The following is a 15,532-nucleotide window of genomic DNA, read 5'->3' on the forward strand; positions in this document are numbered from 1 at the left end:
TCCCCGACCAGTCTCTCCCGGGCGGGTCACCGGGCCGGGCGTTTCGTCCGATTCCACCGAGGGCGGAACGTCGGGGCCTTCCCGTGGCGGCGGTCGCTCCTAGGCTGGAGCGGTGACCAACCAAGCGCCGAACGAAGCCCGCGTCATCCCGCTGCGCCCGCCCGCCGCGCGCCCCGGGACGGCCCGCCCAGCGTCCGAGCGACCCGCCGGTTCGCCGCCCCGGCCCGGATCGGCTCCGCACGAACCCCTTCGGCCGGCACCCGCTCCGCACGAGCCGCTTCGCTCTGCCCCCGCTCCCAAGGAGCCGCTCTGGCGGGACCTCGTCGGTGACGTCCTGCGCCGTGAGCGTCTCGCGCAGGAACGCACGCTCAAGGACGTCGCCGACGCGGCGCGGATCTCCATGCCGTACCTGTCGGAGGTGGAGCGCGGCCGCAAGGAGGCCTCCTCGGAGGTCCTCGCGGCCGCCGCCCACGCCCTCGGCCTGGGCCTCGGCGACCTGCTGTCGCTGGCGCAGAGCGAGCTCACGCGACACGCCAATCGCAGCCGTGCCACGTCCACTTCGCCGTACAACGGGCTCTGTCTGGTCGCCTGACGACACCCTCGGGCCCGGCGTCTCAGACCGTCACGAGACGCCGGCTCAGCACCTCGTCGGCCAGCCCGTACGCCACCGCCTCCGGTGCCGTGAACACCTTGTCGCGGTCCATGTCCGCGCGCAGAGTCGCGATGTCGTGCTGCGTGTGCTGGGCCAGCACCTCCTCGACCTGCGAGCGGATCCGGACCATCTCCTTGGCCTGGAGGGCGAGGTCGGAGATCATGCCCCGGCTGCCCCCGGTGGCGGGCTGACCGAGCAGCACGCGCGCGTGCTGCAGCACGAACCGCCGACCAGGATCCCCGCCGGCCAGCAGCACGGCTGCCGTGGAGGCCGCCTGGCCGACGCAGAACGTCGAGATCGGCGCCTGCACGAACGTCATCGTGTCGTAGATCGCCATGAGCGAAGTGAACGAGCCACCGGGGGAGTTGATGTAGATCGCGATCTCGTTCTCCGGGGCCGACGACTCCAGATGCAGGAGTTGCGCGATGACGACATTGGCGACGCCGTCGTCGATCTCGGTGCCGAGGAAGATGATCCGCTCCGACAGCAGCCGGCTGAACACGTCGGAGGAGCGCTCGCCGTGCGCGGTCCGCTCGACGACGTACGGAATCGTGTAGTTCCCCATGTCACAGCCCCATCCGTCGCTTCGAGGCGGCCGGGCGGACGTCGGCCAGCGACTCGACGACCCGGTCCACCATGCCGTACTCCCTGGCCTCCTCGGCCGTGAACCAGCGGTCGCGGTCGCCGTCCCGGGCGATGGTCTCCGGGGATTGGCCCGTGTTCTCGGCGATGAGCCGCTCCATCGTCCGCTTGGTGTGCTCCAGGTTCTCCGCCTGAATCTCGATGTCGGCGGTGGTACCGCCGATGCCCGCCGACCCCTGGTGCATCATGATCCGCGCGTTCGGCAGGGCGTACCGCTTGCCGGGCGTGCCGCCGCAGAGCAGGAACTGGCCCATGCTGGCCGCGAAGCCCATGGCGAGCGTCGAGACGTCGTTCGGGATCAGACGCATCGTGTCGTAGATCGCGAGGCCCGCGTGCACCGAACCGCCGGGGCTGTTGATGTACAGGCTGATGTCGGTGCGCGGATCCTCCGCGGACAGGATCAGCAGCTGCGAGCAGACCCGGTTCGCGGAGACCTCGTCGACCTGGGTGCCGAGCAGGACGATCCGCTGCCCGAGCAGCTGGGCGGCCAGATGGTCGTCGAATCGGGTGGGCGGGGTGTCGCCCTCCTCGGCCCGGGGCGGCAGGGCGGTGAGTGGAGACATCGGCGCTCCTTGTCGTCGTTGTCGTGAGTCGTCATGACGCGGCCGGCATCGCCGCGATCTCCACTCTGGGCCGGGAACAGTCGTCGAAGGTGTTTTCTCTGCCCGCGGCAGATTCGCCATGGGCAGAGCGGTCGGCGGTACGGGTCGTTTCGCGGGGCGCCGTCGCGGGCGGAGTTGGAGCGGTTCTTCTTCCTGAACGATGCGGACCGGGATCCCGATCTGCCCGGTGGCCTGCGGCCCCTGAGTGATCCGGCTGCGGTCGATGTGGAGTAAGGCTCAGCCCGCCTGTGATGACTCTTGTTCTCCTCGGCCGGCGACCGAAGTCTCATCCGCGCTCGCGGAGGTACGCCTCCAGCTCTGCGGCCCCGGTCAGCATCGCCCGCCCGCAGGCGGACAGCCGACCGCGCCAGTCACACAGTGCGGCCTCCAGCGGCTCCAGCCCGCCGGCCGCCCGCACCTGGGCGATCAGCGGGGCGATCTGCTCCAGCAGGTAGCCACCCCGCCTGAGCTGGTGGGCCAGCCGGGCGTCCCGTACATCGGCCTCGTCGTAGACGCGGTACCCGGTCCGCGGGTCGCGGCGCGGGCACACCAGCCCGGCGCGCTCCCACTTGCGCAGCGTCGCCGGCCGGATTCCGAGCTTGTCTGCCAGCGGCCCGATGAACGTGCCGCCGGGCCCGGACACCGCGGCCGGCTCCGATCCCACACCGGGCTCGGGCGCCGTGGTGGACTCCAGGTCGCGGAGGGCGCTCTCCACGGCCTGGAGGGTCCGCCGGTCGTCGAGGAGCTGGGCGTGGCTCTCGTCGATGAGGCGGAACGCCTCATCGACCGCGCCCTGATTCACAGCCCGCATGATCGACGTCGCCGTCTGGTGGCCGTGGCCGGGCACCAGGGCAAGAAACGCGCGCAGGGCCCCCGCATGCAGCGAGGTATAGGTGCGGTAGCCATGGGGTGTGCGACCGGCGGCCGGAAGGATGCCGGCCTCCTCGTAGTTCCTGATCGCCTGCGTGGACAGACCGTGCCCGCGCGCCAGATCAACCGGCCTGAGCCGCTCGCCGTTTTGAAGGTTTCGTCCCACGGGGCTGACGATACCGCGGAAAAGTTTCAACCGAAGGTTCAACGATACCGTTGAAGGCATGGCTACTGACATCAAGGACACCGTCCATGCCGTCGAGGCTGCCGCCGTCATGAGGCTGCTCCCGGCCCGGCCTCGGCTGCTCGCCCTGGGCGAGCCCACCCACGGCGAGGACACTCTGCTCGACCTGCGCAACGAGCTGTTCCGGCAGCTCGTCGAGCAGGAGGGCTACCGGACGATCGCGATCGAGAGCGACTGCATGATGGGCCTGGTCGTGGACGACTACGTCACCTCGGGAACGGGCACCCTCGACGAAGTCATGGAGCAGGGAATCAGCCACGGCTGGGGCACCTCCGCGGCCAACCGCGAGCTCGTGCGCTGGATGCGCGCCTACAACGTCCGCGCCGACAACGACGGCCGACCCGCGTCCGAGCGGCTCCGCTTCGCCGGTTTCGACGGCCCGCTGGAGATCACCGGCGCCGCGAGCCCCCGGCAGGCCCTCACCGCACTCCACGGCTACCTCGCGGCCCGGGTGGACGCGGACCTGCTCCCCTGCACCGCGGAAACACTCGACCGCCTGCTCGGCACCGACGACCGATGGACCAATTCCGCCGCGATGACGGACCCGGCCCAGTCCGTGGGGCAGTCGGCCGAGGCCGGGGAGCTGCGGCTGCTCGCCGACGATCTGGTGGCGCTGCTCGACGCGCAGACGCCACACCTGCTCGCGGCGACCTCGCGGGACGACTGGGACCGGGCGCGCCTGTACGGGCGCACCGCCACCGGTCTGCTGCGCTACCACTACTGGATGGCCGACACCTCACCGGCCCGCATGACCCGGCTGTGCGCGCTGCGGGACTTGATGATGGCCCACAACCTCCTCGCCGTTGCCGCTCGGGGCCCGGCACTCATCCACGCCCACAACTCCCATCTCCAGCGGGAGAAGAGCACGATGCAGATGTGGCAGGGGCCGGTGGAGTGGTGGAGCGCCGGCGCGCTCGTGAGCGCCCAGCTCGGCGAGAGGTACGCCTTCCTGGCCACGGCCCTCGGCACGATCCGGCACCAGGGAGTGGACACGCCGCCGCCGGACACCCTCGAAGGACTCCTGTACGCGCTCCCGGAGGACCACTGCGTCATCGACGCCCCGCGGCTGGCCACCGCCCTCGGCGACACGCGGCCCGCGCCCCGCGTATCCCCCTGGTTCGGCTACTCCCCGCTCGACCCGGCCCATCTGGCGGACAGCGACGGCATCGTCTTCGTCAAGGACGTCCCGCAGAGCTAACGCCACCAGCAGCAGTCCGGCGGCCACTTCGCGCAGCGGCCCGCCGACGTCGCCGCAGGGTCATCCGACGCGGATGTTCCTCACCCCCGCGCCTTTCTCGCGCAGCTGCCGGAAGAAGGCCCGTACGTCCTCGACCAGCAGATCCGGCTCCTCCATCGCCGCGAAGTGCCCACCCCGGTCGAACTCCGTCCACCGCACGATGTTCTCCGTGCGGTCCGCCTTGTGCCGCAAGGGGATCTGGGGTTCGGCCGGGAAGAGAGCGAGCGCCGTCGGCGCGGTCGACGGCTGCTTGGGCGCTCCGGCCCGGTCGGCCGGGGCGTGCGCCCGCTCGTAGTAGACGCGGGCGGACGAACCGGCGGTCCCGGTCAGCCAGTACAGCATCACGTTGGTCAGCAGCCGGTTCCGGTCGACGGCCTCCTCGGGCAGCTCCCGCGAGTCCGTCCACTCCTGGAACTTCTCGACGATCCAGGCGAGTTGACCGACGGGCGAGTCGGTGAGTCCGTACGCCAGGGTCTGCGGCCTGGTGGACTGCAGGACGGCGTACCCGATGCCTTCGCTCGACCACGCGCTCCAGCTGCGCCAGGAGGCGAGCGTGCGCTCCCGCTCCTCGGGGCTCAGCTCGGCCAGCTCCTCATCCGTCGGTTCATGGGTCGCCTGCGCGCCCGGCAGCAGGTTGAGGTGCACGCCGATCAACCGGTGCGGACAGGCGCGGCCCAGCTCGCGGGAGACGGCCGCCCCCCAGTCGCCGCCCTGCGCGCCGAACCGCTCGTAGCCGAGCCGCGTCATCAGCTCGGCCCATGCGCCGGCGATGCGCCCCGCCTCCCAGCCGGTGTCGGACGTGGGCCCGGACAGTCCGAAGCCCGGAATGCTCGGTACGACGACATGGAACGCGTCGGCCGGATCGCCGCCGTGGGCGGCCGGGTCGGTCAACGGGCCGACGACGTCCAGGAACTCGACGATCGAGCCCGGCCAGCCATGCGTGATGATCAGCGGCGTGGCGTCCGGTTCCGGGGAGCGGATGTGCGCGAAGTGCACGTTCGCCCCGTCGATCGTGGTCGTGAACTGCGGCCACTCGTTGAGCTGCGCCTCGGCCGCACGCCAGTCGTACTCGTGCCGCCAGTACCGTACGAGCTCCTGGAGATAGTCGCGCGGAACGCCGTACGACCAGCCCACCCCCGGCAGCGCGTCCGGCCACCGGGTGCGGTCGAGCCGGTGGTGGAGATCGTCGAGGTCGCTCTGCGGGATGTCGAGGCGGAAGGGCCGGATGCCATCGGCGGGCGAGGACGTCATGGCCGCGATGCTATGCCGGGGCGGTGCAGGGGCCACCCGGATTAATCAGCGGCCCGGCCGATGAGTTCCAGGGCGAGGATCGGTCGATACAGGTGACCGCGTTCCGCGCCCCCAGGAGGTACTCATGGCCACCGACGGATTCACCACGTGTCTCTGGTTCGACGACCAGGCCGAGGAAGCCGCCCACTACTACGTCTCGATCTTCAAGAACTCCAGCGTCGGCAAGGTCGCCCGCTACCCCGAGGGAGCCCCTCGCCCCGCCGGCACCGTGCTGACCGTGGAATTCACGGCCAACGGCCACAAGTTCCTGGCGCTCAACGGCGGCCCCGAGTTCAAGTTCAACGAGGCGATCTCCTTCATGATCTTCTGCGAGAACCAGGAAGAGATCGACTACTACTGGACCAAGCTCACCGAGAACGGCGGCGAGCCCGGCCCCTGCGGCTGGCTCAAGGACAAGTACGGGGTGTCCTGGCAGGTCATCCCGGACAGCCTCGACGACATGATGAGCGACCCGGACCCGGCGAAGGCGGCACGTGCGACCCAGGCGATGCTGTCGATGCACAAGCTCGACATCGCCGCCCTGGAGAAGGCGTACGCGGGCAAGTAGGGCACACCTCGCGGTGACCGGCCGCCACGGACCCGGCGGCCGGACACGCCCTACCCGGCCTCGGCCAGGATTTCCTTGATCACATGCCGGGAGTTCGCCGCCAGCGGCGGATTGGTCTCCCAGTAGTACGGCAGCTGGATCAGCGAGATCGACAACGCCCAGCCACGCCCGCGCGCCCACTCGGAGTCGTCGACACCCAGAGCGTCACGGAAGACGGGGCGGGCCGAGGCGGGCAGGAGATTCCAGGCCACGATCAGATCGACTGCGGGATCTCCCACGCCCACCGTGCCGAAGTCGATCACGGCGGTCAGCCGTCCCTCGGTGACCAGGACGTTCCCCGGCGACAGGTCGCCGTGCACCCAGACGGGCGGCCCTGACCGCGCCGGGACCCGCAGGGCCTCCTCCCACAGCGCCGTCAGCGCGGCCGTGTCCGTCCTTCCCGCCAGCTGCTCGATGGCCGACCGGGTCGGCGCGTCCCGGGTGGCGAGCGGGACGCCCCGCGAGGCGGGTGGCCCGTCCACGGGGTCGATCCGGCGCAGTGCACCGACGAACTCGGCCAGGTCCTTGGCGAGCAACTCCGGCTCCTGGAGCGCTTCGACGGCCGGATTGCGCCCCTCCAGCCACCGGTACACCGACCAGGGCCACGCAAACCCCGCACCAGCCTCGCCCTGCCCCACCGGCTCGGGCGTGCGGAGGGGCAGCAGCGGCCCCAGCCGGGGCAGCCACCGCATCTCGTGCTCCACTCCCTCGACGGCACGGGGATGCCGCGGCAGCCGCACCACCAGGTCGGCGCCGAGCCGGAACATCGCGTTCTCGGTGCCCGACGACTGCAGCCGGCGCACGGGCAGCCGAGCCCACTGCGGGAACTGTCCGGCGATCAGCCGGCGGACCAGCGAGGCGTCGACGTCGACCTCGTCCGCATGCATCTTGACGGCACACATGAGGGCCATCCCAGCGGCCCGGCCCGGCCTTTGTCGAACGATTTTGACGCCGGGTCAGTGAGAGCGGGTCCCTTCGTCCACCACCCGCGTGATCTCCCGTGCGATGCGCAGGATGCCGGGCGAGCGTACCGGGCACGGTTTCGGGGTGGACGTCGTGGGCGCCAGACAGAAGTGCAGGTAGTCGTCGTCGCGGTGGAGGGCGGTGCGGTCACTGCCCGGCTGGGTGCAGTAGTCGGGGTGGGCGCGCTCGTACGCGGTGCACGGCAGGTACTGGGTCCAGGTGTAGCGGGCCGATGCGGGGCTCACCGCCCGCCCCGCGTCGGCGACCAGGTCGCCGGAGGCCGCGGCCCGTTCCTCGTAGAGGGCGTTCACGCGCCGGACCCGGTCGGGGGTGATCGGGTCCGGGCCCTGCAGCACCCAGACGATCCGCGGGCGCCGGGTACCGCCGGCCGCGGTGATCTGCTCGGCGAGCCGGCGCGCGTCGGCGGCGTACCGCTCGAAGTACCGGGCGCGGGAGGCGTCGTAGGTGATCCCGTCCATGCACGGTGTGTAGCCCCAGGCGTTCCCCCAGAACTGCAGCACCACGAAGTCCGGCCGCACCGAGCGCACCAGGGCGGCGGCCTTGTCGGCGTCCGGCACGAGGGACCGCTCGCCCGTGCCCTCGAGGTAGTCGCACAGGGTGGTGCCCGAGTACGGGGCGCTGGTGTACCGCGCTCCCAGGTCCCGGCGCAGCTCCCGGCCGAGGACCTTCTGGTTCTCCATCGCCAGCGAGTCCCCGAGATACAGCACCGTGGGCGCCTTCGCAGCCGCGGTGGGGGAGGCGGCGGCCCGCTGGTGCGTGGTGGGCGAGGCACCGGGTACGGAGGGCGCGGGCGGTGCGGCATCCGGCCCGGACGCCGGATCCCCGCAGCCGCCGAGGAGCGCCACGCCGACCACCAGCAGCCCGGCCACCCACCGCCTGTGCATACGGCCACCCCCACCCCGCCACCGACAGGGCTGCCCAGGCAAGCACACCCCGGCGGCAGGGGGAAGACACGCGTCGGCCACGGGAGCCGCGGACGCCCGTCCGTGCCGTACGTGTGTGCGGGATCGTCCACCGGTGTCGGCGTGTTGGTCACCGCAGGGTCAGGACAGGTCGTTCACCAGCACCGCCGCCCCGTCGAAACGGCCCGCCTTCAGATCGGTGAGGGCCCGCGCCGCCTCCGACAGCGGGTAGGCGTGTGTGGTGGCGCGCACCCCGTGGCGGGCGGCGAGCGCCAGGAACTCCCGGGCGTCCTCACGCGTGTTGGAGGTGACGCTGCGCAGTTCCTTCTCGTAGAACAGCTCGCTCTCGTAGCGCAGCGGTGGCACGTCGCTCAGATGGATACCGGCGATCGCCAGCACCCCGCCCCGGTCCAGCGCCCGCAGCGCCACGGGGACCAGGTCGCCGACCGGGGCGAACAGGATCGCGCTGTCCAGCGGTTCCGGAGGGAGGTCGTTCGGGTCCCGCGCAGAGGTCGCCCCCAGCTCCAGTGCGAGCCGTCGTGCCGCCGCGGCCCGGGTCAGGACGTGCACCCTGGCGCCCTCGGCCAGGGCGATCTGCGCACACAGGTGGGCGCTCCCCCCGAACCCGTACAGACCGAGCCGTCCGCCCGGCGGCAGCGCGGCCCGGCGCAGCGCCCGGTAGCCGATGATGCCGGCGCACAGCAGGGGCGCCGCCGCCACGTCGTCGAGGCCGCCGGGCAGCCGGTGAGCGAACGCGGCCGGAACGGTCGTGTACGGCGCGTAACCGCCGTCGGCGTCCCAGCCCGTGTACTGCGACGCCGGGCACAGGTTCTCGGCGCCGCGCGTGCAGTGGACGCAACTGCCGTCGGTGCGGCGCAGCCAGGCCACGCCCACCCGCTCGCCGACCAGGAAATCGCGCACCGACGCCCCGAACCCGGCCACCACGCCGACCACCTCGTGCCCGGGCGTGACCCCCGGCCGGTGCACCGGCAGATCCCCCTCGGCCACATGCAGGTCGGTACGGCACACCCCGCAAGCCCGCACATGCACCAGCAGCTCATCGTCCCCGGGCACCGGCACCGGCTTCCCCAGCAGCCTCAGGGAGCCCTCCTCCACGGGCCCCGGCGCCACCACCGACCATGCCCGCATCGTCCCGTTCGCCATCCCGCGCCCCGCTTCGCCGGCCCCCACCCGCCTTCCGCTCTCCAGTCTGAAACGGAAGGGCATGTTCGGCGCGCGGGCCGCCCTTCGGATGACTAGCGTGAGGAAGCGGACAACCCCACCAATCCCGGAAGGGCCGCAGCCATGGCCGTGAAACCTGAGGGAATGCCCTGTTGGGCCGACGCGATGTTCACGGACGTCGAGGGAGCCAAGACCTTCTACGGCGAGGTTCTCGGCTGGACCTTCGGCGAGGCGTCGTCGGAGTACGGCAACTACACCCAGGCCTACGTGAACGGCAAGGCGGTCGCCGCCGTCGTACCGCCCATGTCCGGCCAGGAGGAACAGCCGCAGTGGTGCCTCTACTTCGCCTCGCCGGACGCCGCCGCCACCGCGGGCAAGATCCGCGACAACGGCGGTGAGCTGGTGATGGACCCGATGCAGGTCGGCGACTTCGGCACCATGTGCCTGGCCCGCGACCCGGGTGGCGTCGTGTTCGGCGTGTGGCAGGCGGGCAGCCACGAGGGGTTCGAGGCGCCCATGGAACAGCCGGGCGCGTTCTGCTGGGCCGAGGTCTTCACCCGCGATCCGGAGAAATCGGACGCGTTCTTCCCCGCCGTGTTCCCGTACACGGCGCAGCAGATGGACGACAACGGCATCGACTTCCGGATCTTCAACCTCAGCGGGAACCCGGTCCTGGGCCGGATGAAGATGACCGAGGACTTCCCGCCCGACGTGCCGCCGTACATCAACCTCTACTTCAGCGTCACCAACTGCGACGACGCCGTCGCCACGGCCACCAAGCTCGGCGGCATCCTGCGCTTCGGGCCGATGGACAGCCCGTTCGGGCGGTTCGCCGCGCTGAGCGACCCGCAGGGCGCGAGCTTCTCGGTGATCGACACCACGACGACCGAGGGCGAGATGCCGAAGCTCACCGACATCTCCTGACCGACTCCGGCGACCGGGCGACCGGCCCGTACATGGCATGATCGGGCCATGGGTGAACGAGTGGTGGCCGCGTGCGACGGGGCTTCGAAGGGAAACCCCGGACCGGCGGGCTGGGCCTGGGTCGTCGCCGACGAGAGCGAGACGCCGACCCGCTGGGAGGCGGGGCCGCTCGGCAGGGCCACCAACAATGTCGCCGAACTCACCGCTCTGGAGCGGCTGTTGGCGGCGACCGATCCCGGAGTGCCGCTCGAGATCCGGATGGACTCGCAGTACGCCATGAAGGCCGTCACCACCTGGCTGCCCGGCTGGAAGCGCAACGGCTGGAAGACCTCCGCCGGCAAGCCGGTCGCCAACCAGGACCTGGTGGTGCGCATCGACGAGCTGCTCGACGGCCGCTCGGTCGAGTTCCGCTACGTACCCGCCCACCAGGTCGACGGCGACCCGCTGAACGACTTCGCCGACCGCGCCGCCAGCCAGGCGGCGACCGTGCAGGAGCCCGCGGGCAGCGGCCTCGGCTCACCGGAGCCGCCGCCCGCGCCGGACGTCCCGCCGACCGCGCCGCGCCGCCGGTCCGCGACGGCCAAGCCGCGCTCCGGCTCCGCCCGCACGATCAAGGCCAGGTTCCCGGGCCGCTGCGTCTGCGGTCGCCCCTACGCGGCCGGCGACCCCATCGCCAAGAACGCCCAGGGCTGGGGCCACCCGGAGTGCCGGACGGTCGACGCCTGAGCGCTCCGCTGGGAGTGCGGTGATGACGCTGCGGGCCGGTGGGGGCTGGTCGCGGCGGAGCCGCATATCGATACAACCCCGCGTCCCTTTGGGGCGCTGCCGGGGCCTGTGTCGTTGATCTTCGCTTGCGGTGTCACAGATCGGGTGGCTGCCTGGTCCTAGTTGAGGGATCAATCCGATTCAGTGCCGTGGTGAGAAAGGTCGATCATCATGAGGGGTACCGGTCGGGGGCCAGTCTCATGGGCACGCTTGGGCGTCAGCGGGGGCCACTCGGCGAGTGGTCGTGGCCATGAGAGGCGGCCTCGAACCGTGACGCGCGACCAGGAGGACCCGGCATCGGTGGGCTTGTGCGCCCTTCCCCGTCCGGTGGCCGCGGTGGTGGGCGCCGGTGGAGTGTTCGGCGCGGCGCATGTCGGTGTCGGGTACGCGCTGGAGCAGCGCGGATTCCACCCGGACATGATCATCGGAACCTCGGTGGGTGCCCTCAACGGGGCCATCGCGGCCGCCCACCCCGACAGGGCCGCGCCGTGGCTGGACAACGTGTGGACCCAGTTGCGTCGCCGTGAGGTGTATCCGCTCGGCTACCTGTCCTCACGGGCCAGCGTCTTCACCGATCGCGGCCTGCGCCGACTGATCGCCCGGGCTGGGCTGCCGTCGCGGATCGAGCAGCTGGCGGTCCCGTTCACCGCGGTGGCCATGGACCTGGTCACCGGCGCTCCGGCGCTGCTCGATGAGGGAGACCTCGAGTCCGCGCTGCTGGCCAGCACCGCCATTCCTGGGATCCTGCCCCCGGTGGATCGTGACGGCCGCACGCTCGTCGACGGCGGGGTGATCGCCTATGTCCCGGTACTGGCGGCCCAGCAGGCCGGGGCGGCCAGCGTGGTGGTGCTGTCGACCGGGCCGGAGAGCTCGGCGTTGAGCCCGGTCGTCCCGCGCCGACGTGCCGGTGCGATCGCCGCCAGGGCCGGGCTGTTGCTGTTGCACCATCAGATCGAGCGTGACCTGCACGAGGTGTCCCGGCACATCCCGACCGTCGTGCTGCCCACCGGCATCGAGGCCTGGCCCGCCCCGTGGGACTTCGGGCATTCCCAGCGGCTGATCAGCACCGCGGAGCTCACGGCGGGGCGCTTTCTCGACGGGCTGCGTATCAGTGGGCCGGGCCTGTATCGGCTTCACGGCCCTTCGGCGACATCCGCCGGCCCGGGCGAGGCGTCGACTTCTTCCCTATCGGAGACCGACCTGTGAGTACCATCGCGTTCCTCAACATCGGCATGCACGGGCACGTCAACCCGACGCTGCCGGTCGTGGCCGAGCTCGTCCGGCGCGGCCACAACGTCACGTACCACACCTCGCCCGCGTTCCGTGCGGAGATCGAGGCCGCCGGCGCGACCGTGTGCCTCTACCCCGGGGGCGACCAGCCGCTTCCCGATCCGCCGACGCCGGTCACGCTGATGGAGGGGCTCGCGCGCACCGCCGTCGGCTTGCTGCCCGCCGTGCTCGCCGACCTGCGCCGCGTCCGGCCCGACCTGATCGTCCACGACAACGCCTGTTTGTGGGGCGCGGTCGCCGCCCGCGAACTCGGCGTTCCGGCGGCCTCGTCGTTCACCACCTTCGCCTTCAACCGGCATGTCCCCAGCCCCACCCGCGGCTCCTGGGAGCTGCTGGCCGCGGCTGCGGCCCGGCCCCGCAGCGTCCAGGGCTATCTGCGGTCCCGCTGGGAGCTGCGCCGACGCTTCGACACGGGTGGGCTGCCCCTGCTCGATCTGGCGAACATCCGCCAGCCGCTCAACCTGGTCTACACGTCGCGGGAGTTCCAGCCCGCCGTCGAGGACTTCGACCAGTCCTACCGGTTCGTCGGCCCGAGCATCGGCGCCCGGCCGGTCGACCCGTCGTTCCCGGCCGACCGGCTCCAGGACCCGGTGCTGTACGCCTCGCTGGGCACGGTGTTCAACGCCGACCCGCAGCTGCTGCGCACTTTCGCCACCGAGCTCGCCCCGCTGGGCGGCACCGTGATCGTCTCCACCGGGCAGACCGATCCCGACGCACTGGGTCCGTTGCCGGCCAACGTGCTCACCCGCCGCTTCGTGCCGCAACCGGAGGTGCTGGCCCGCGCGGCGCTGTTCATCACCCATGGCGGGATGAACAGCGTCAACGAGGCCATGCATGCCGGGGTTCCGATGTTGGTGGTCCCGCAGGGCGCCGACCAGCCGATGGTGGCCCGGCGGGTCGTCGAGCTCGGCGCCGGCCTGTCGATCCGTACCCAGGACGTCGCCAGGGGCTCCGTGCGTGCCCTCGCCCGGCGCCTGCTGCACGACCCCGGGTTCCGGGCAGCCGCGGCCACCCTGAAGGTCGCCCAGCACGAGGCGGGGGGATATCAGCGCGCCGCCGACGAACTCGAGCGGTACCTGCAAGCGGCCGGTTCGGTCCGTCGGTCGGCTCCCGTCGATCCGTCACAGCGAGGCTGAGCGATGTCCCCCCTCGTCGTTGTCCTGCTGCTGTTCGCCGGGCTGTCGGAGGCCGCCGGGCGCATCCTCCCGCTGGTAGCGCGCCGGCCTGGCATGTCCCGGACGTTCGTGGCCGGGTTGCTGCTGCCCGCCGGTCTCGTCGAGGGTGCCGTGTTCGCGCTGTGGCCGCTGACCGCGTGGACCCTGGCCGAGCTGGTGCTGTCCTCCCCACCGCCAGGCACCGGGTTGGAGTGGACGCCGGGCCTGGTCGCCCCGTTGGTGCTCGCTGCCGTCCTTGCCTTCCCGTTGCTCGGGCCCCTGCTCCACCTGCTGCTCCTTGTGGGCGTCGGGGCCAGTCTGGCCGGCCCGCTCGGGGCGGCGACCGGGCTCGGCTGGTGGGGCGCCGCCGGTTGCGTGGCCGTTGCCGGGGCTGGTCTTGGTGTTGCTGTGGAGGGTGTTCGCCGCCTGGTCGTGAGGATCAGTGCGGCCCGGGTACCGGAGTCGATCGCATGAATGATTTCCTGCTCTGGGTCTGCGCGCTGGGGCCGGTTCTGCTCGCCGAAGGACTGCTGGCCCGCTACGAGGTCCTGGCCTACAGCGCCGGCTGGCGGGCTCCTGTCACCGAGCTCCCGGAGGGCTTGCCCTATGCCCGGGGTGCGGCCCCTGACAGTCCCCCGGATGCCTACCTGGTCTACCTGGACGGCATCGGCAAACGCCGCTTCCGCGACACCCGGGACGGCGGCCAGCTGGTCAAGGCCGTGATCGCCGGAGCGCCGGAGCTGCGGGTGCTGGGTCAGGTGCAGCCCTACTCGCCGCTGGCCGACCCGCTCGCCGATCGGCCGGTGTGGGGGTGGCTGCGCCGTCACATCGGGCTGCTGCTGTTCCTGCACAACGTCATGCAGATCTTCGTCGCCGCCGACCACCGGTACCGGCCCCTGTACAACCGGGCCGTCGGCTCCCAGATCGCCACGCAGCTCCGGCTCGCCGGCTACCAGCCCGACAGCGGTATCCCGGTGGTGCTGCTCAGCTACAGCGGCGGCGCCCAGGTCGCCACGGGCGCGGTCGACGAACTGCACACGCTGCTGCGCTGCCCGCTCATGGTGATCACACTCGGTGGGTTCCACAACGGCGCCAACGACGTCACTCAAGCCGAGCATGTGCACCAACTCACCAGTGCGAGTGACCGGATCGAGTGGGTCGGCACCTGGATGTTCCCTCAGCGGTGGCGGCTGTTCCGCCGCAGCGGATGGAACCGCGCCCGCCGCGCCGGGAAGATCACCGTGCATCGGCTCGACCCGGCCACTCACCTCGGACCGCGCAGCTACATCAGTCGGGAGGCCCGGCTGCCCGACGGCCGCAGCTACCTCGACCGCACCACCGACACCGTGATCGCGCTCATCCGCGCCCGCCACGGCGCGACGGCGGCGACGGACGACCCGTTGCTGTAAGGGTCTCGCCACGTCGGCTGAGGGCGGGCGGTGTCAGTAACCGTCGACGAACGTGACCGTCTCGTCGAGCGGCGCCCGGCCTGTACGGGCATGATCCACCGTGACGTCCTCGAACCCGATCGACATGCCACAGAAGAGGATGAGATCGTCCGGGGGTGACAGGACCTCCGCGACGGTCCTGCGGTACTTCGCCCACGCCATCTGCGGGCAACTGTGCAGCCCTTCGCCGCGGAGCAGCAGCATGACGGTCTGCAGATACATGCCGACGTCGGACCATTGGGCCGGGCCCATGCCACGGTCGATGTAGCAGAACAGGGCGGCGGGTGCGCCGAAACAGTCCCAGTTCGCGGACGCGGCCCTCTGGCGCGCCTCCAGGTCCTCGCGCGCAATACCGAGTGCGCCGTAGCGCTGAGCGCCGAAGGCGGATCGGCGCTCGCAGTAGGGGGACTTCAGTGCGGGCGGGTACTGCTCGTACTCCGGCTCGTCCCAGGGGTCGCCTGCGGCCAGGCGCTCGCCGACGAGCTTCTTGAGTTCGGCCAGCGGCGCGCCGGTCAGCACGTAGGCGTGCCACGGCTGGATGTTCGATGCGGACGGCGCCCAGGCCGCGGCGGACAGCACGCGCTCCAGCGTCTCCCTCGGAACACGTCGGTCGGTGAATCCGCGCACTGCCCGTCGGCTCGTGACCGCCTCATAAACGTCCATGATCGCCTAACTCCCATCTGCTCAACGCGCCCCTCCCCTTCTTGTTTTCGTTTCATCTGCGATAGTATCACTCAAT

The 15,532-nt window shown here is 71.4% G+C and carries 17 protein-coding genes; 9 read left to right on the forward strand and 8 right to left on the reverse strand.

Features of this window, described 5'->3' with window-relative positions; translation table 11 throughout:
• Window positions 1-112: 112 nt before the first annotated feature.
• Complete coding sequence (locus tag ACFVJQ_RS27950) at window positions 113-592, forward strand: helix-turn-helix domain-containing protein (protein WP_385788027.1); 480 nt, start codon at window positions 113-115, stop codon at window positions 590-592.
• A 22-nt stretch (window positions 593-614) separates the two neighbouring features.
• Here ACFVJQ_RS27950 and ACFVJQ_RS27955 read toward each other — a convergent pair whose 3' ends face one another.
• The 3 genes from ACFVJQ_RS27955 to ACFVJQ_RS27965 form a co-directional block, all read right to left on the reverse strand.
• Window positions 615-1,217: a ClpP family protease gene (locus tag ACFVJQ_RS27955; RefSeq protein WP_385514932.1), complete on the reverse strand. Its 603-nt coding sequence runs from the start codon at window positions 1,215-1,217 to the stop codon at window positions 615-617.
• A 1-nt stretch (window position 1,218) separates the two neighbouring features.
• Entirely contained in the window at window positions 1,219-1,857 is a 639-nt protein-coding gene (locus ACFVJQ_RS27960; protein ID WP_385514931.1) for a ClpP family protease, read from the reverse strand.
• Window positions 1,858-2,182: 325 nt separating this feature from the next.
• Window positions 2,183-2,932: a TioE family transcriptional regulator gene (locus ACFVJQ_RS27965; RefSeq protein ID WP_385788032.1), complete on the reverse strand. Its 750-nt coding sequence runs from the start codon at window positions 2,930-2,932 to the stop codon at window positions 2,183-2,185.
• A 58-nt stretch (window positions 2,933-2,990) separates the two neighbouring features.
• Between ACFVJQ_RS27965 and ACFVJQ_RS27970 the strand changes: the two genes are divergently transcribed.
• On the forward strand, window positions 2,991-4,208 hold the full coding sequence (locus ACFVJQ_RS27970; protein ID WP_385788034.1) for an erythromycin esterase family protein: 1,218 nt from the start codon (window positions 2,991-2,993) through the stop codon (window positions 4,206-4,208).
• A gap of 60 nt (window positions 4,209-4,268) precedes the next feature.
• Here ACFVJQ_RS27970 and ACFVJQ_RS27975 read toward each other — a convergent pair whose 3' ends face one another.
• Window positions 4,269-5,498: an epoxide hydrolase family protein gene (locus tag ACFVJQ_RS27975; protein ID WP_385788037.1), complete on the reverse strand. Its 1,230-nt coding sequence runs from the start codon at window positions 5,496-5,498 to the stop codon at window positions 4,269-4,271.
• A 124-nt stretch (window positions 5,499-5,622) separates the two neighbouring features.
• On the opposite strand from ACFVJQ_RS27975, the gene ACFVJQ_RS27980 reads away from it, so the two are divergent.
• Window positions 5,623-6,105 (forward strand): VOC family protein, encoded by a 483-nt coding sequence (locus ACFVJQ_RS27980; RefSeq protein ID WP_385514927.1) that lies wholly within the window; start codon window positions 5,623-5,625, stop codon window positions 6,103-6,105.
• A 50-nt stretch (window positions 6,106-6,155) separates the two neighbouring features.
• Here ACFVJQ_RS27980 and ACFVJQ_RS27985 read toward each other — a convergent pair whose 3' ends face one another.
• From ACFVJQ_RS27985 to ACFVJQ_RS27995, 3 genes are all read right to left on the reverse strand, one after another.
• The gene (locus ACFVJQ_RS27985) at window positions 6,156-7,046 is read right to left on the reverse strand and encodes an aminoglycoside phosphotransferase family protein (protein ID WP_385788041.1); all 891 of its coding nucleotides are present in this window, start codon (window positions 7,044-7,046) and stop codon (window positions 6,156-6,158) included.
• A 54-nt stretch (window positions 7,047-7,100) separates the two neighbouring features.
• A complete protein-coding gene (locus ACFVJQ_RS27990) occupies window positions 7,101-8,012 on the reverse strand; it encodes an SGNH/GDSL hydrolase family protein (RefSeq protein WP_385514925.1) in 912 nt (303 codons plus the stop codon).
• A 159-nt stretch (window positions 8,013-8,171) separates the two neighbouring features.
• Window positions 8,172-9,179, reverse strand: coding sequence for a zinc-binding alcohol dehydrogenase family protein (locus ACFVJQ_RS27995; protein WP_385514994.1), 1,008 nt, complete (start codon window positions 9,177-9,179; stop codon window positions 8,172-8,174).
• A gap of 156 nt (window positions 9,180-9,335) precedes the next feature.
• Between ACFVJQ_RS27995 and ACFVJQ_RS28000 the strand changes: the two genes are divergently transcribed.
• The 6 genes from ACFVJQ_RS28000 to ACFVJQ_RS28025 all read left to right on the forward strand — a co-directional run bounded on the left by ACFVJQ_RS28000 (window position 9,336) and on the right by ACFVJQ_RS28025 (window position 14,754).
• The gene (locus ACFVJQ_RS28000) at window positions 9,336-10,136 is read left to right on the forward strand and encodes a VOC family protein (RefSeq protein WP_385514924.1); all 801 of its coding nucleotides are present in this window, start codon (window positions 9,336-9,338) and stop codon (window positions 10,134-10,136) included.
• 48 nt (window positions 10,137-10,184) lie between these two features.
• Window positions 10,185-10,862 carry a ribonuclease H gene (locus ACFVJQ_RS28005; protein ID WP_385514923.1) on the forward strand — a complete coding sequence of 226 codons (678 nt, stop codon included), beginning with the start codon at window positions 10,185-10,187 and terminating at the stop codon, window positions 10,860-10,862.
• A 309-nt stretch (window positions 10,863-11,171) separates the two neighbouring features.
• Window positions 11,172-12,107 carry a patatin-like phospholipase family protein gene (locus tag ACFVJQ_RS28010; RefSeq protein WP_385514922.1) on the forward strand — a complete coding sequence of 312 codons (936 nt, stop codon included), beginning with the start codon at window positions 11,172-11,174 and terminating at the stop codon, window positions 12,105-12,107.
• Window positions 12,104-13,327: a macrolide family glycosyltransferase gene (locus ACFVJQ_RS28015; protein WP_385788046.1), complete on the forward strand. Its 1,224-nt coding sequence runs from the start codon at window positions 12,104-12,106 to the stop codon at window positions 13,325-13,327. The genes ACFVJQ_RS28010 and ACFVJQ_RS28015 overlap by 4 nt, the downstream gene beginning before the upstream one ends.
• A 3-nt stretch (window positions 13,328-13,330) precedes the next feature.
• Window positions 13,331-13,819 carry a hypothetical protein gene (locus ACFVJQ_RS28020; protein WP_385514920.1) on the forward strand — a complete coding sequence of 163 codons (489 nt, stop codon included), beginning with the start codon at window positions 13,331-13,333 and terminating at the stop codon, window positions 13,817-13,819.
• Window positions 13,816-14,754 carry a hypothetical protein gene (locus ACFVJQ_RS28025; protein ID WP_385514919.1) on the forward strand — a complete coding sequence of 313 codons (939 nt, stop codon included), beginning with the start codon at window positions 13,816-13,818 and terminating at the stop codon, window positions 14,752-14,754. The genes ACFVJQ_RS28020 and ACFVJQ_RS28025 overlap by 4 nt, the downstream gene beginning before the upstream one ends.
• Before the next feature lie 33 nt (window positions 14,755-14,787).
• Here the strand turns inward: ACFVJQ_RS28025 and ACFVJQ_RS28030 are convergent, their stop codons facing one another.
• Complete coding sequence (locus ACFVJQ_RS28030) at window positions 14,788-15,456, reverse strand: nitroreductase (RefSeq protein WP_385788049.1); 669 nt, start codon at window positions 15,454-15,456, stop codon at window positions 14,788-14,790.
• Window positions 15,457-15,532: the final 76 nt, after the last annotated feature.

Source organism: Streptomyces sp. NPDC127197, from assembly GCF_042672405.1.
Taxonomy (GTDB): domain Bacteria; phylum Actinomycetota; class Actinomycetes; order Streptomycetales; family Streptomycetaceae; genus Streptomyces; species Streptomyces flavusporus.